Origin of the sequence: Brucella pseudogrignonensis (assembly GCF_032190615.1) — a bacterium.
Taxonomy (GTDB): domain Bacteria; phylum Pseudomonadota; class Alphaproteobacteria; order Rhizobiales; family Rhizobiaceae; genus Brucella; species Brucella pseudogrignonensis_B.
Genome location: NZ_JAVLAT010000001.1, coordinates 1,081,007 through 1,094,851 on the forward strand (window position 1 = coordinate 1,081,007; position 13,845 = coordinate 1,094,851).

Here is a 13,845-nt window from a genome sequence, read left to right on the forward strand (position 1 = left end):
AAGGTTAACGGTCAAGGATTTGGGAACTATTTCGTAGCTTTCCACAGGCTCACAACAGATCGATCAAAAATGGGATCAGCGGCTCGTCTGCTGGCGGCATCGGATAATCCCGCATATCCTTCGGACGCACCCATTTCAGTGCCTGACCTTCCAGCCCCTGCGCCACACCTTCAAAGCGACGGCAGACATAAAGCGGCATTAACAAATGGAAGTCATCATAGGTGTGGCTGGCAAAAGTCAGCGGCGCGAGACAGGCCACTTTCGTCGTAATACCAACCTCTTCCTGAAGCTCACGGATCAGGGTTTCTTCCGGCGTTTCACCAGCCTCAACCTTACCTCCGGGAAACTCCCAGAGACCAGCAAGCGACTTACCTTCTGGGCGCTGTGCCAACAGCACACGCCCGTCAGCATCGACCAGCGCACAGGCCGCAACCAAAACAATACGGCGCGATTTCACGTCAGTCATTTCTCATTACTTTCCCGATAAGCGTAGCGATAGGCTTCCTGAAAGCCGAAGCGCTTATAGAGCGCTAAACCAGCAACATTATCAGCTTCAATTTGCAGCCATGCGGTTTTTGCACCCAGCGATTTTGCCCATTTGAGCGTCGCACCGATCAAAGCCTTGCCATGTCCCTTTTGACGCACTTCTGGCAAAGTTCCGACATCAAACAAACCGGCCATCGCGCTATCCTGAACACAGAGCACATTGGATACGGCGCGATTACCTTCTTCGAGAACAAACATCCCCTTATTCGGGCGAATTCCGTCCAGCAATTCGGAGAAGCCCGGACGCAATTCTGTCGGGCGACCATGAATGGCAATCGACGCATCTACATAACGGCCAATGTCTTTCAAAGGTGCTTCATCTCGTTCAACCGTGAGATCAAGAGCACTCAGATTGGCTGTCATAACGATCGTTTCATCGTGACGCTTCCAGCCAAGTCCTTCGAGATAATTCTCCAACTCAACAGGAGCCAGCGGCGAAAGCCTGAAACACGGAACCCGGCCATAGGTACGAAAGCGTTGTGATGCCTGCTCGACACGCGCCGGAATATCGCGCGTATCACCCGGATCGAGTGGGTTAACCGAGTTGAGACGCTTGGAGGGATGCGCAGCCGTCATGCGTATCGCCCATGTCCCATCATAATGAACGGACGTGGCAGGCCATGCGCGAAAACCCACGGCTTCCAGCTGGCGAACGATAGCAAGATTGGACATGTTCAAACTCTCTTTAAGCTTAACTACGGTAGTCGCCGTTGATCGCAACATATTCCTTTGTCAGATCGCAGGTCCAAACAGTTGCCTTACCCTTGCCGAGACCGAGATCAACGCGGATGAGAATATCTTCGCCCTTCATGTAAGCCGAGGTTGCTTCTTCTGAATAATCCGGATCGCGCTGGCCCTGATGCGCCACGCGAATATCGCCAAACCAGATGGCGAGAAGATCGCGATCAGCCGGTTCTCCAGCCTTGCCAACAGCCATAACTACACGTCCCCAGTTTGCGTCTTCGCCAGCAACAGCGGTTTTGACCAGCGGCGAATTGGCGATTGAAAGTGCAATTTTCTTGGCTGAAGTGGCCGATTTCGCACCCGTCACTTCAACTTCGACCATTTTGCGGGCACCTTCACCGTCGCGAACGACCTGAAGTGCAAGTGATTTCAGAACACGGCCCAGCGCCTTCTTAAATTCGCCAAGACGTTTATCGGAAGCATCAGTGACTTCAAGCGCTCCGCGCTCTGTTGCTGCTCCGGTTGCAAACAGCATCAGCGTGTCAGATGTCGACGTGTCGCTATCGACAGTCACAGCATTGAATGTCGAGCCTACGCCTTTTGAAAGCAAGCTTTGCAGCACATCAGCCTTGATCGGCGCATCAGTCACGACGAAGGAAAGCATCGTCGCCATATCAGGCGCGATCATGCCCGCACCCTTCGAGATACCATTGATCGTTACCGGAACCTGTCCAAGCAGCACTGTTTCGGTGGCAACTTTCGGATAAGTATCGGTCGTCATGATGGCTTTAGCGGCTTCTGTCCAGAAATCATCGCTGGCAGTGTTTGCCATATCATCCAGAAGACCTGAGAACTTTGATGCATCAAGCGGCTCGCCAATCACACCGGTAGAAGCAAGAAAGACATCAGTCGTGTTGCAGCCAACAGCTTTGGCTGCTGCTTCGGCAGTCGCCTGCGTTGCTTCGCGCCCTTTAAGACCAGTAAAAGCATTGGCATTGCCGGAATTCACCACAACCGCACGCGCTTTGCCATGAACGAGGTTCTGGCGGCAGAAATCCACCGGGGCGGACGGGCAGAGCGAACGGGTGAAAACCCCGGCTGCTTCCGCAGGCTTGTCAAACACCATCAGCATGACGTCCGTGCGGCCCTTATACTTGATACCGGCAGCAGCAGTTGCAATGCGGACGCCGTGAATGACCGGCATGGATGGGTAATGTTTTGGAGCAAGCGGGGATACGGTCGCAGACATGATTGCCTCTAAAGAAATGCGATTTGATTCTGCCGCATTGGAAAGGTTTGCCGTACAAAATCAAGTTATAAGTAAAGCATTTCCAGCAAAAGTGCGAAGCGGTTTTGCGCGGGATAATGCGGCTAAATAAAACGATCGGGCGGTTTCATAGTTTCATCTGTCTGATACCGCCCGATATCGGCATAAAAAAACGCCCCGCAATGCAGGGCGTTTTCATGCATTCAAAGCTTACTGCTGCGGGGCGGCGTCGGGTGCATCACCCTGTTCCTGCGCCGCTGCGGCTTCCTTCATCGCTTTATCGACGGCTGGATCCTTATACTCGATCTTCATGCCATCGCGCAGCTTCTTCACCATATCGACATAACGCTCACGCATGATGATCGAACGGATCTGCTCAGCCACCTGATCGAATGCTGGCGGCTGCTTGGTGCGGCGGTCTTCCAGCTGAATGACGTGGAAGCCAAACTGCGACTGCACAGGCTCCTTCGTGTATTCGCCCGGCTTCAATGCGAAAGCGGCCTTTTCAAATTCCGGAACCATCTGACCTTCGGAGAAGTAACCGAGATCGCCACCATTGGCAGCAGTGCCATCGGTCGAGCTTTCCTTGGCGAGATCTTCAAACTTCGCGCCACCTTCAAGCTTCTTGATGATCGCTTCGGCCTCTTCCTTGGTCTTCACGAGAATGTGACGCGCACGCACTTCTGTCTGTGGAGGAATAGCCGCGATTTCCTTGTCGTAACGACTACGAACATCCGCGTCCGAAATCTTGTCGACAACGGCATCTTTGAAATATTCGTTGTGGAGCGCGCGTTCACGCAGGAACTCCATGCGCTTCTTGAAATCGTCGCTCTGATCAAGCTTTTCCTTGGTTGCTTCACCAGCCATCGCCTTGATGTCGATGAGGGCTGCAAGAGCGGCCAGACGGCGCTGTTCAGCTGGAAGGCGAGCAAACTGTGGATCAAGATCGCCAGCGGCCTGATCGACTTCACCAACCGTGATGTCATTGCCGTTGACGGTAGCAAGAACCTTTGCCGGATCTTCGGAAGCGGCAGCAGACGTTGCGGCTTCAGCGGGTTTCGCTGCATCCTGTGCAAAAACAGCCGAACTGCTGAAACCAGCAAGCGCAACGGATGTTGCGAGAACGGCAAGAGCTTTGCGGGATGGGGCTTTGAAAAAGGCTTTCATATGAGATTCTCTCCTTCGAGACCGCCTACCGGCCCCATGAATGCGGCGGAATTTGGCCCGAAACCCGGATTATCCTTTAGAAAATACGAGCTTTCCGGCCTTTCGAGCAACATTGACATCGCTTGAAGCCCCTCTTATCTGTCCTTCAGCTTGACGTCCAGTAAGCGGCTGGGGAATTGCGTTGAAAATGCGCCGTATCTGGCAGCTTTCGACGCGCAGTTTTCTTGCATTTGTTTTAATACGCGTGAATAAAGCATTCGACAAAGCATGATCGGCAAAATTGCAATGTGGTTTTGCACTCGAAAATGCGAAAGAATTAAAGAGTTAGAGCCTTTTTAGAGTTTCGGTGAAATCGAAAAAGGCAATGGCGCCGGAAGCGCTTCCGGCTGAACGCACAGGAAAGGACCAGGAATGGTCAGCTTTGGCGGCCTCGCCCGCAAGATATTCGGTTCGTCCAACGACCGCCATGTGAAAACACTGCGCGCTCGTGCGGAACAGATTACTGCGCTTGAGAAGAATTACGCATCCCTTACCGACGAACAGCTTCAGGCAAAGACTGCGGAATTCCGCGCAGAACTCGCCCAGGGCAAGAAGCTCGACGCATTGCTTCCGGATGCTTTTGCAACCGCACGTGAAGCGGCAAAGCGCGTGCTTGGCATGCGTCCCTTCGACGTACAGCTCATTGGCGGTATGGTTCTTCATGAACGCGGCATTGCTGAAATGCGCACCGGTGAAGGCAAGACGCTGATGGCGACCTTGCCCGTGTACCTCAACGCACTTGAAGGCAAGGGCGTGCATGTGGTGACGGTCAATGATTACCTCGCTACCCGCGACGCTGAAACCATGGGCAAGCTTTACAACTTCCTCGGTCTGACCGTGGGCGTGATCAAGCACGGCCTTGATGATGGTGAACGTCAGGCAGCCTACGCCTGTGACATCACCTACGCGACCAACAACGAACTCGGCTTCGATTATCTGCGCGATAATATGAAATATGAGCGCGGTCAGATGGTACAGCGCGGCCACAACTACGCCATCGTCGATGAAGTTGATTCGATCCTCATCGACGAAGCCCGTACGCCGCTGATTATCTCCGGTCCGTTGGAAGATCGCTCTGACTTCTACAACCTCATCGACACTTTCATTCCAGCGCTTGAGCCGGAAGATTTTGAAATCGATGAAAAGCAGAAGACAGCAATCTTCACCGAAGTCGGCACCGAAAAGGTTGAGCAGCTTCTCGACGCTGCCGGACACCTTAAGGGCGAAAGCCTTTACGACATTGAGAATGTCGCAGTTGTCCATCACCTGAACAACGCGCTTCGTGCGCATAAGCTGTTCCAGCGCGACAAGGATTACATCGTCCGCAACGACGAAATCGTCATCATCGACGAATTCACGGGACGTATGATGCCGGGTCGCCGCTTCTCGGAAGGCCTGCATCAAGCGCTGGAAGCGAAGGAACATGTGACAATCCAGCCTGAAAACCAGACGCTGGCTTCGATCACCTTCCAGAACTACTTCCGCATGTACACCAAGCTTTCCGGCATGACCGGTACAGCGTCTACGGAAGCAGAAGAATTCGGCAACATTTATGGTCTGAATGTTCTTGAAATCCCGACCAATCTGCCAGTTAAACGCCTTGACGAAGACGATGAAGTCTATCGTACTGTCGAAGAAAAATACAAAGCCATCGTGAAGGACATTCGCGCCTCCCATGAAAAGGGACAGCCCGTTCTGGTCGGCACGACGTCGATTGAAAAGTCGGAATTGCTTGCTGAGCGCCTGCGCAAAGATGGCATCACGAATTTTCAGGTTCTCAATGCCCGTTATCACGAACAGGAAGCTTTCATTATCGCACAGGCCGGTGTTCCGGGTGCGGTGACCATCGCCACCAACATGGCGGGTCGCGGTACGGACATTCAGCTCGGCGGCAATCTTGAAATGCGCGTTCAAAACGAGCTCGCAGATGTTCCGGAAGGTCCAGAGCGCACAGCAAAGATCGCTGAGATCAAGGCCGACATCGCTAAGCTGAAAGAAAAAGCACTCGCAGCGGGTGGCCTTTACGTTCTCGCGACCGAGCGTCACGAAAGCCGCCGTATCGACAACCAGCTACGCGGTCGTTCGGGTCGTCAAGGCGATCCGGGCCGTTCAAAGTTCTTCCTATCGCTTCAAGATGATCTGATGCGCATCTTCGGCTCCGACCGTATGGACGGCATGCTGCAGAAGCTGGGCCTCAAGGAAGACGAAGCTATCGTTCACCCATGGATCAACAAGGCGCTTGAAAAGGCGCAAACCAAGGTTGAAGCGCGTAACTTCGAAATCCGTAAGAACCTTCTCAAATATGACGACGTGATGAATGATCAGCGTAAGGTGATCTTCGAGCAACGTCTTGAAATCATGGACGACGAAGACCTCACCGACACCGTGACCGAAATGCGTCACGAAGTGATCGAGGACATGGTTGCGCTTCGTATTCCCAAAGATGCTTACGCAGAAAAATGGGAAATTGCCGCCCTCAAGGACGACATTCTCACCAAGCTCAACCTTGCGTTGCCAGTTGACGAATGGGCCAAGGAAGAAGGCATCGCCGAAGAAGAGTTTGAAGCTCGCATCAAGGAAGCCGCCGACAAGGCAGCAGCCGAGAAGGCAGAGCGTTTCGGTCCGCAGATCATGACTTACATCGAAAAGTCAGTGATCATGCAGTCGCTCGACAATCTCTGGCGCGAACATCTGGTCAATCTTGACCACCTGCGTTCGGTCGTTGGTTTCCGTGGCTATGCGCAGCGCGATCCGCTTAACGAATACAAGACCGAAGGTTTTGAGCTGTTTCAGGCTCTGCTCGCCAACTTGCGCGAAGTGGTCATTACACAGTTGATGCGTGTTGAAATCGTTCGTGAAGCTCCGGCTGAGCCAGAACTTCCGCCAATGACCGGCGTTCATATCGACGGCACCACTGGCGAAAATGACTTTGACGAAAATGCTTGGGCCCAACACCAGCAGGATGAGCGCATCATCCCCGCTTCTGAACGGGACCCCACTGATCCTAAAACATGGGGCAAAGTGAGCCGCAACGAATCCTGCCCTTGCGGGTCTGGCAAGAAATACAAGCATTGCCACGGCGCATTCGAATAAGCGCTGACAACAATCTAGCTTACCTGAAAACCCGGCGCGCAATCGCCGGGTTTTCTTTTTAAAACGCGGCATAACGAGTATGGCGGACCCGAAATTCGCTTCACTGCAAAGCGACCACCTGAGCGAATTTCGGGTCCAAAGCCATACCAGCAAATTATTGAATCTAGTGTTGTTTACGGATTTAAAGTTCCTCGAGGTGAATGCAGCGCGAATGATAGGAACTTTAAATCCACCACACTAGCCTTAGTACATGCGCTGAAGCTTATATATTCAGAAAGTAATTACCATCTCTCTCAATTTGCCGGTGCTGTAATAGCTGAGGCCGATTCCTTTTACCTTTTTAAAGAACTGCAATCTAATGTCCGGCTATCGTGGGTTGAAAAATACCCCCGAATAACATCGTGCCTTCTTTAAACCATACGAAAACAGGGTTAGCTTAGCGTGCGTCTCTTAGTATCCAGTGCAGCGAGCCGGTATCTACCCGGCAGTATCGCAGCCGCACTTCGTCCTTTGACGGAGCGGCTTGATACTATGCTCAGCGGAACGGATGCCCAGTCGAGCGCACAGCGTTCTTCAGCCGTCGCGTTCACGGTACGGATTGCGAGCTCAGCTATCGCATTGATTTCACAGGTCATCCTCGCCCGCTGGATGGGAGAGTTTCAGTACGGTATCTTTGTACTTGTCTGGCTGACAATGGTCATTGTCGGTGACCTTGCCTGCTTTGGACTACACACCACCATCATTCGCTATGTGCCTGAATATATTCAACGCAATCTTTTCAATCCATTGCGCGGCATAATCTTTACAGGACGCATTTTTGCTTTTGCATCAGCAACTGCAATAGCTTTACTCGGCTATCTGCTACTCTATTTGCTCAGAGACAGCCTCGAGAGCTATTATCTTGTCCCATTCATTCTGGGCCTCATTTGCCTGCCGATGATCACTCTAGGCAATATGCTTGACGGTATTGCCCGATCACGCTCATGGATCATGATAGCCTTGACACCGAGCTACATCATCCGGCCTTTGCTTGTGCTTGTTTTCATGATTGCCGCCCATGTCATTGGGCTAAAAGCATCAGCGATCACTGGATTGGCTGCTTCCATAGCAGCAACGTGGATAACCGCTTTCGGCCAACTCCTGAGTGTTAATCGGTCGCTGAAAAAAGACATCCCCATTGGCGAGAAAGAAATCCTCTTCTCGCAATGGATGAAAGTCGCGCTCCCGATGTTTCTTGTCGAAGGCTTTTTCTTCCTGCTCATCAATGTTGATGTACTGATGGTTGGCCATATGATGGAACCGCAGGACGTGGCCATTTATTTTGCTGCAACAAAAATTATGGCGCTGGCGCATTTCGTCTATTTCGCAGTGAAAGCGGGGGTGGCTCAACGCTATTCTGACTTGCTACATAGTGGAAATCGCGCTGAATTTGTGCGCTTTGCCGAAGCATCGACAAGCTGGACATTCTGGCCGACACTCCTGCTAGGCATTGTCATTCTTGCATTGGGCTATCCGCTGTTGATGCTTTTTGGAAGCGGCTTCACGCAAGGTTATCCGCTACTCTTCGTACTGATTATAGGGGTCATAGCCCGCGCAAGCGTTGGCCCGGCTGAAAGCCTGCTTAACATGTCAGGCAAGCAGAATATCTGCGCGCTACTCTACGCGCTAACACTTGCCGTGAACATTCTGCTCAACCTCATCTTCATTCCACGCTTTGGATTAATGGGCGCCGCGTTTTCTACCGCTTTTTCAATGTTGCTCGAGGCATTTTTGCTTTCAACGGCTGTGTATAAAACAATGCAAATCACCATGTTTATTCTCAAGCCCCTTAGAACTTTCCCCGAGGAGACTTTGTAATGGCTGCCAAACCTTTGCTTGAGGAATCCGTCGGCGGACATACAGCACGCATAATATCGCAATTCTCAGAAAATGTAGCGGCGATGGATGCAACCAAGAGGCTCGAAGAAAGTCTCCACAATCGCGACATTCCACGGAAGCTAGCCATCTACGGCGCGTCGGCTGGTTTTGAACTGCGTGATGAGCTTGACCATCTGAGCAGTCGTACCATCGAGCCAAACATCTTCTTTAATGCGCGCTTTCTGGCACCTGCCATGCCACGCCTTGAAGATCGAGAAGTCCGCTTCATGGTCATGCGTGATGAAAACGAAATTCGCAGCCGCCTGCGTTTCGTTATGCCCTATACGATTGAGCGACCTGGCTTACCACTGTCCTCGCCGGTCATTCGTGCATGGGCAACCCCATTTGGTCCACAAGGCACCCCGTTGATTGATCATGATGATCCAGTGGGCGTCGTTGAAGATCTGTTTGATATTCTCGCCCGCGACCACATTAAAATGCCGGAAGTAGTCGTACTCCCGGAAATGCGCGCCGATGGCGCTGTTGCAAAACTTATTCGCTCAGTCGCGATCGGACGTCAGTTGCCAATCGTCTCTATAGAACAAAAGGCGCGACCATTTCTTGAAAGCAAGCTGGATGGCGAAACCTATATCAAGCACGCCATCGGATCACACCACCGTCGCGATTACAGCCGTCTATGGCGTCGCCTCGCGGAGAAGGGCAACCTCGTACATCGTATCGCCCGCACGCCCGATGAAATCCGCTTTGCGTTTGAACATTTCCTGACGCTGGAAGCCAGGGGCTGGAAAGGCCGTCGTGGCACCGCGATGGCCGTTGACCGGTTCCGTGCAGCCTTTGCGCGCGAAGCTGTCAACAATCTCGCCGAGCGCGATTGTGCACGCATTCATACGCTTGAATTGGATGGGCGTGTGATCGCTATCCTGATCGTTTTCACCGTGTCCGGCGAAGCATGGACATGGAAAACAGCCTATGACGAGACGTTACGGGCCTACTCACCCGGAACGTTGCTGATGATTGAGGTGGTCAAGAATCATCTTGAAGACCCCAACATCACCCGAACCGATTCTTGCGCCGTGCCGGATCATCCGGTGATGTCGCGACTGTTTGGAGAGCGTGAAACCATCGAAACACTTGTGATTGGGCTCCATCCGGGCGTTGACAAACAGGTCCGCCAGGCAGCTTCACAAATTCATCTTTATCAACGCACCCGCAATCTGACGCGTATCATACGCAACCGTATTCGTAATTTTGCGGAACGGAAATAATATCGAACACTCCAAAGTAGGGACAAATACAAAAATTTGATAATTCGGAAAGCTGTGCTATATTTTCTATTGGGAGAGCGTCTGAATTAAAGCAATGCATGCGAAAGATGAAGGCCTGAACTTGTTGCTCTAATTTTTAATTATATTGCAGCAAGTAAATTTGTAATTAAGACCGTTTTTCGCTGCCTCATAAAAACCAACACGCCTCCCTTGGGAAGGAGATGCGCTATGTTGGAATATCTCACATATCTGAAGACACTCGATCTCATCGTGTTAGGCCTGATTGCTTTTCTCGTCTGTTGGAATATCGTCGAATATAATATGCGCCGCTAAGGTGACGCGATATTGAAAAGTCTGTTTGTTCAGGCGACATCAGCTACTGACTATGTCGCCGGTTTTGAACAGATTGGCGTCTGTGCAAAAGTATAATCAGTCAAGCCGCTTGAGAGCGATTGACCTCGTTTCGTTTAGCCGTTATATCCGTCCCCGCTGTCCGTTTTTGGACCATATCAAACTGCTTCGGCAGTTAAGTGCGGGTGTGGTGGAACTGGTAGACGCGCCGGACTCAAAATCCGGTTCCGCAAGGAGTGTCGGTTCGATTCCGACCACCCGCACCATTTAATTCAATAAATCGCCTATTTTTCAAACACTTAAAAAATTATTATTCAAGGTGCCCCCTCAAAAGCATCAAAAATATTTCAGCTTGATAACCGCCCAAGTTGGACTCTCAGTAAATGGCGGTATTTGAGTGAAAAGCGCTGGAAAAGGGGATAGGCAAAATTGAACAGGCCCACTCCTTAGTATTCAGGCGAAGTTGGCTCGCAACTTGCGCGCAATCGGAATCAGGATATTACTAACGGGATTGACGACGAGGGGGTAACATGCAGCCGTTAGATATGTTGTGGGTCGGTCTAGGAGGCGGCGTTGGCTCATTGTTTCGGTGGTGGGTCGGTAAACTGGCTAACGAGAGCTATAATGGTAAGTTTCCACTCGGAACATTCATGATCAATGTGACAGGCGCTTTTGTTATAGGCTTTCTGTCAGTGTTGTTTTCTGTCGAATGGGATGACCGCTTTGGCAATATATTGAAGGCAGGCGCTCTGACCGGCTTTCTCGGCGGATATACAACATTCAGTTCGATGCAGCTGGATGCTGTAAAGCTGGCGCGGGAGCGTTATCAGGGTTTGGCAATCGTATATCTTTTTGGATCTGTGATTTCGGGCCTGGCTGCGGCGGCATTCGGTGCCACGCTAGCAAGTTGGATAGGTTGAGGGCGGCGCGATGATGAATACAATCATATTGGTTTTCGTGGGAGGTGCCGTCGGTGCAATTTCCCGTGAATTTCTGATGTTGGGCGTGCCAACGCTTTCAAACGGGATTCCAATGTCAATCCTTCTCGCTAACATCATAGCATCATTCTTGCTCGGACTTACGACCAGCCTTTATCAGAAAGGTACGCTCAGCCAAGGTGTTAACACGTTGGTAGCGACTGGCATCATGGGTGGGCTTTCGACTTTCTCCAGCTTTGTTTACGGTGCCTATGTTTTAATGGCAGGGTCAAATACCGGAATGCTGTCGGCATTATTGTATTTAACGTTGAGTATCGTTCTCGGCTATATCGCCGTAGTCTTGGGAATGCGTTTGGGTAATCGTGGTTAGGTTCAGGCCCGATTGATTTGACAGTTATGAACTGATCCAGCTTCGCTTGAAGAGACTGATCGATGCGTAATCTTTACTGGCCAAGTGCAGGACAAATGTCGCGCCTGCCCCCATTTTTCTGCACAACCATGGGCTCACCCAAGGTGCAAACCCGTAAAAAGCCTAACAACTATGAGGAGCGCCAATAGAAGCGGCGCAATCGTATCGAAATTATGTTTGGCAGACTGAAAGACTGGCAAAGAATTGCCAGTCTTTATGAGCGCTGCCTGGTCATGGGCCGTGCCAAACAGAGATAGACCGCAATCTTCTTGCGGCATTAGACGCTTAAGCGACTAAGAGCGAACAGAACCGTCTATCGCCATCGTGCAAATTACCTGACTACTTGATCACCAGAACCGGCACCGAGCTGAAAGAAAGAACCTCAGCCGCCTGACTGCCCAAGAGCAATTTATTGACGCCACGGCGGCCATGCGATGCGATGACGATCAAATCGCTACCAGTCTTTTGTGCCGCCTCGATAATGCCTTGTGCCGGAGATTGGTTTTCAATGTGCAAAGTTTCAGCCTCAACGCCCACAGCTTCTGCCTTGGCTTTCGCTTTTGCGAGAAGCTCAGATGCCGCTTTGGTGATTGCCTCGCGATACTCCTGAAAAGCAGCAGGGCTGGAAGCCCATTCGGCAGCAACCACAATGCCATAGGATGGCAGAAGCTCAGTCACAGAAACCAGCGACACTTTCGAACCAAACTGCTTTGCAAGCGCCACGCCCTGTTCGACGCCTTTATCTGCAAGTTCAGAACCATCAGTAGCAATCAGAATTTTCTTATACACAGCCCAAGCCTCCTGTTTGTGATCACGATCCAATCATGCGCGCCGCTATGAAAAAGGGCATTGATGTGGATCAATCAGACAGGAAAAGGTTATAGACACGAAGAGCTTATCGAAAGAGAGAACGAGTGGTTTGAGAGTGATGAATTGTCTTTTTCAAACAAATCATGGTGCGCACCGTCCGCGCATAACAGCGTGAAAAGATATTCTACTCTCATCGATGTTAAAGAATAAAATTCCAAATTTTAGCAATCCGAAGCACAGAGCCAGCTATGCTTTTGCGCAATTTCCTCTTAAACTTCATCCCAAACACAAGGAGATTTTTCCATGAGCAAGCCACTTGGCGAAAAAGGCGGCGCAGCTGCGGGACGCGGGCGCATTTATGATTCTATCCTCGACACGATCGGCAACACGCCGCTCGTCCGCATCGATAAATTCGCCAAGGAAAACGGCGTAGAAGCCAACCTGCTGGTAAAGCTTGAGTTCTTCAATCCATTGGCGAGCGTCAAGGACCGTATCGGTCTTGCTCTGATCGAAGCACTGGAAGCACAGGGCAAAGCTGTTCCGGGTAAAACCGTATTCGTTGAGCCGACCTCCGGCAATACTGGCATTGCGCTTGCTTTTGCAGCAGCTGCCAAGGGCTACCGCCTCGTGCTCACCATGCCTGAAACCATGTCGGTTGAACGCCGCAAGCTGCTAAAGTTGTTGGGTGCAGAACTTGTTCTCACCGAAGGCGCGAAAGGCATGAAGGGCGCAATAGCCAAGGCCGAAGAAATCGCCGAAGGCAATCCGAATGCGATCATTCCGCAGCAGTTTGAAAATCCGGCTAACCCGGAAATTCACCGTCTTACAACTGCCGAGGAAATCTGGAACGACACCAATGGCGAAGCGGATATCCTGATCTCCGGCATTGGCACTGGCGGCACGATCACCGGCGTTGGTCAGGTCATCAAGGCGCGCAAGCCATCCTTCAAAGTCGTTGCAGTCGAACCAAAGGATTCGCCAATTCTTTCGGGCGGCACACCTGGCCCACACAAGATTCAGGGCATCGGCGCTGGCTTTGCACCAAAGACGCTGGATACCGGCGTTTATGATGAGATTGTTACTGTTTCGAACGAAGATTCCTTCGCGAACTCGCGTCTGATTGCGCGTCTCGAAGGCATCCCGGTCGGCATCTCGTCAGGTGCAGCACTCACCGCTGCTATCGAGATCGGCAAACGACCTGAGAACAAGGGCAAGAACATCGTCATCATCATTCCATCCTTTGCAGAACGCTATCTTTCGACGGCACTCTTTGAAGGTCTCGAATAAGAAACTGATAGATAAAAAGCCAGAGCGGTCACCCGCTCTGGCTTTTCTATTGCCTGAAATCTTGTACTTCGCGCACGAACCTCAGTGGCCCTGCTACGGGAATCTCAATCT

General features: G+C 51.4%; 11 protein-coding genes and 1 tRNA gene. 7 read left to right on the top strand and 5 right to left on the bottom strand.

Features of this window, described 5'->3' with window-relative positions; all coding sequences use genetic code 11:
* Positions 1–49 precede the first annotated feature (49 nt).
* The 4 genes from mutT to RI570_RS05290 form a co-directional block, all read right to left on the bottom strand.
* A complete protein-coding gene (gene mutT, locus RI570_RS05275; RefSeq protein WP_313827345.1) occupies positions 50–466 on the bottom strand; it encodes an 8-oxo-dGTP diphosphatase MutT in 417 nt (138 codons plus the stop codon).
* Positions 463–1,218, bottom strand: coding sequence for a GNAT family N-acetyltransferase (locus tag RI570_RS05280; RefSeq protein ID WP_313827346.1), 756 nt, complete (start codon positions 1,216–1,218; stop codon positions 463–465). The genes mutT and RI570_RS05280 overlap by 4 nt, the downstream gene beginning before the upstream one ends.
* Before the next feature lie 19 nt (positions 1,219–1,237).
* Complete coding sequence (gene argJ / locus RI570_RS05285; protein WP_313827347.1) at positions 1,238–2,479, bottom strand: bifunctional glutamate N-acetyltransferase/amino-acid acetyltransferase ArgJ; 1,242 nt, start codon at positions 2,477–2,479, stop codon at positions 1,238–1,240.
* A gap of 228 nt (positions 2,480–2,707) precedes the next feature.
* The gene (locus tag RI570_RS05290; protein WP_313827348.1) at positions 2,708–3,664 is read right to left on the bottom strand and encodes a peptidylprolyl isomerase; all 957 of its coding nucleotides are present in this window, start codon (positions 3,662–3,664) and stop codon (positions 2,708–2,710) included.
* A gap of 411 nt (positions 3,665–4,075) precedes the next feature.
* Between RI570_RS05290 and secA the strand changes: the two genes are divergently transcribed.
* The 6 genes from secA (at position 4,076) to RI570_RS05320 (ending at position 11,598) form a co-directional block, all read left to right on the top strand.
* Positions 4,076–6,796: a preprotein translocase subunit SecA gene (gene secA, locus RI570_RS05295; RefSeq protein ID WP_313827349.1), complete on the top strand. Its 2,721-nt coding sequence runs from the start codon at positions 4,076–4,078 to the stop codon at positions 6,794–6,796.
* Positions 6,797–7,237: 441 nt separating this feature from the next.
* Positions 7,238–8,653 carry a lipopolysaccharide biosynthesis protein gene (locus RI570_RS05300; RefSeq protein WP_313827351.1) on the top strand — a complete coding sequence of 472 codons (1,416 nt, stop codon included), beginning with the start codon at positions 7,238–7,240 and terminating at the stop codon, positions 8,651–8,653.
* Positions 8,653–9,939 carry a type IV secretion system effector crotonyl transferase BspF gene (gene bspF, locus RI570_RS05305; protein ID WP_313827352.1) on the top strand — a complete coding sequence of 429 codons (1,287 nt, stop codon included), beginning with the start codon at positions 8,653–8,655 and terminating at the stop codon, positions 9,937–9,939. The genes RI570_RS05300 and bspF overlap by 1 nt, the downstream gene beginning before the upstream one ends.
* A gap of 532 nt (positions 9,940–10,471) precedes the next feature.
* Positions 10,472–10,556, top strand: a tRNA-Leu gene (locus RI570_RS05310).
* Between the two features lie 264 nt (positions 10,557–10,820).
* Positions 10,821–11,210, top strand: a complete 390-nt coding sequence (crcB, locus tag RI570_RS05315) for a fluoride efflux transporter CrcB (RefSeq protein ID WP_313827353.1) — start codon at positions 10,821–10,823, stop codon at positions 11,208–11,210.
* 10 nt (positions 11,211–11,220) lie between these two features.
* The gene (locus RI570_RS05320) at positions 11,221–11,598 is read left to right on the top strand and encodes a CrcB family protein (RefSeq protein WP_313827354.1); all 378 of its coding nucleotides are present in this window, start codon (positions 11,221–11,223) and stop codon (positions 11,596–11,598) included.
* Positions 11,599–11,976: 378 nt separating this feature from the next.
* Here the strand turns inward: RI570_RS05320 and RI570_RS05325 are convergent, their stop codons facing one another.
* On the bottom strand, positions 11,977–12,426 hold the full coding sequence (locus RI570_RS05325; RefSeq protein ID WP_313827355.1) for a universal stress protein: 450 nt from the start codon (positions 12,424–12,426) through the stop codon (positions 11,977–11,979).
* A gap of 324 nt (positions 12,427–12,750) precedes the next feature.
* On the opposite strand from RI570_RS05325, the gene cysK reads away from it, so the two are divergent.
* Entirely contained in the window at positions 12,751–13,734 is a 984-nt protein-coding gene (gene cysK / locus RI570_RS05330) for a cysteine synthase A (protein WP_313827356.1), read from the top strand.
* The last annotated feature ends 111 nt before the right edge of the window (positions 13,735–13,845 follow it).

Bases quoted from the DNA above. Each gene is read 5' to 3' on its own strand.
- mutT (WP_313827345.1), bottom strand. From the start codon at position 466: ATGACTGACGTGAAATCGCGCCGTATTGTTTTGGTTGCGGCCTGTGCG.
- argJ (WP_313827347.1), bottom strand. From the start codon at position 2,479: ATGTCTGCGACCGTATCCCCGCTTGCTCCAAAACATTACCCATCCATG.
- RI570_RS05290 (WP_313827348.1), bottom strand. From the start codon at position 3,664: ATGAAAGCCTTTTTCAAAGCCCCATCCCGCAAAGCTCTTGCCGTTCTC.
- bspF (WP_313827352.1), top strand. From the start codon at position 8,653: ATGGCTGCCAAACCTTTGCTTGAGGAATCCGTCGGCGGACATACAGCA.
- RI570_RS05280 (WP_313827346.1), bottom strand. From the start codon at position 1,218: ATGTCCAATCTTGCTATCGTTCGCCAGCTGGAAGCCGTGGGTTTTCGC.
- secA (WP_313827349.1), top strand. From the start codon at position 4,076: ATGGTCAGCTTTGGCGGCCTCGCCCGCAAGATATTCGGTTCGTCCAAC.
- cysK (WP_313827356.1), top strand. From the start codon at position 12,751: ATGAGCAAGCCACTTGGCGAAAAAGGCGGCGCAGCTGCGGGACGCGGG.
- RI570_RS05320 (WP_313827354.1), top strand. From the start codon at position 11,221: ATGATGAATACAATCATATTGGTTTTCGTGGGAGGTGCCGTCGGTGCA.
- crcB (WP_313827353.1), top strand. From the start codon at position 10,821: ATGCAGCCGTTAGATATGTTGTGGGTCGGTCTAGGAGGCGGCGTTGGC.